1 protein-coding gene is annotated in these 523 nt (G+C 57.7%); it reads left to right on the top strand.

Going from position 1 to position 523, the window contains the following annotated elements; genetic code table 11:
* Window positions 1-523 (top strand): hypothetical protein (locus AC559G_RS18120; RefSeq protein WP_498913680.1); only part of this gene is annotated, 523 nt, incomplete at both ends.

Raw genomic sequence — 523 nt, forward strand, 5'->3', positions numbered from 1 at the left:
AGTGCGGACAAGAATACACTGGATACCGGCACGCTGGGGTTCAGCGATATCGAAAACAAGGCGGACTACCAGGTGGAACACCAGAGCGTGGGTATCAGCTCGGGCGGTAGCATCGGCGGGCAGTTCGCGGGGAATATGGCGAACGGCCTGCTGACCGGAGTGAACGGCAGCGGCAGCACGCGTTCGACCACGCAATCGGCGGTGAGTGAAGGCACGATTATCATTCGCGACCCGGCGAACCAGCAGCAAGATGTGGTAGACCTGAGCCGGGATGTTGAGCACGCCAACCAGACGCTGAGCCCGATATTTGATAAGGAGAAAGAGCAGAACCGGCTAAGGGAAGCGCAACTGATAGGGGAGATTGGCGGCCAGGTCGCCGATATTGTCAAGACGCAGGGGGATATCAACGGGTTGAAGGCGGCGCAGGCTAAATGGGGCCCTCTGAAAGAGAATGCCAGCGAGGAAGAGCGTAAAGAGTATATGGCGATGCTGCGCAACTCGGATGAATATAAAGCCGAGATGC

This window comes from Gibbsiella greigii, assembly GCF_039540155.1.
Classification (GTDB): domain Bacteria; phylum Pseudomonadota; class Gammaproteobacteria; order Enterobacterales; family Enterobacteriaceae; genus Gibbsiella; species Gibbsiella quercinecans.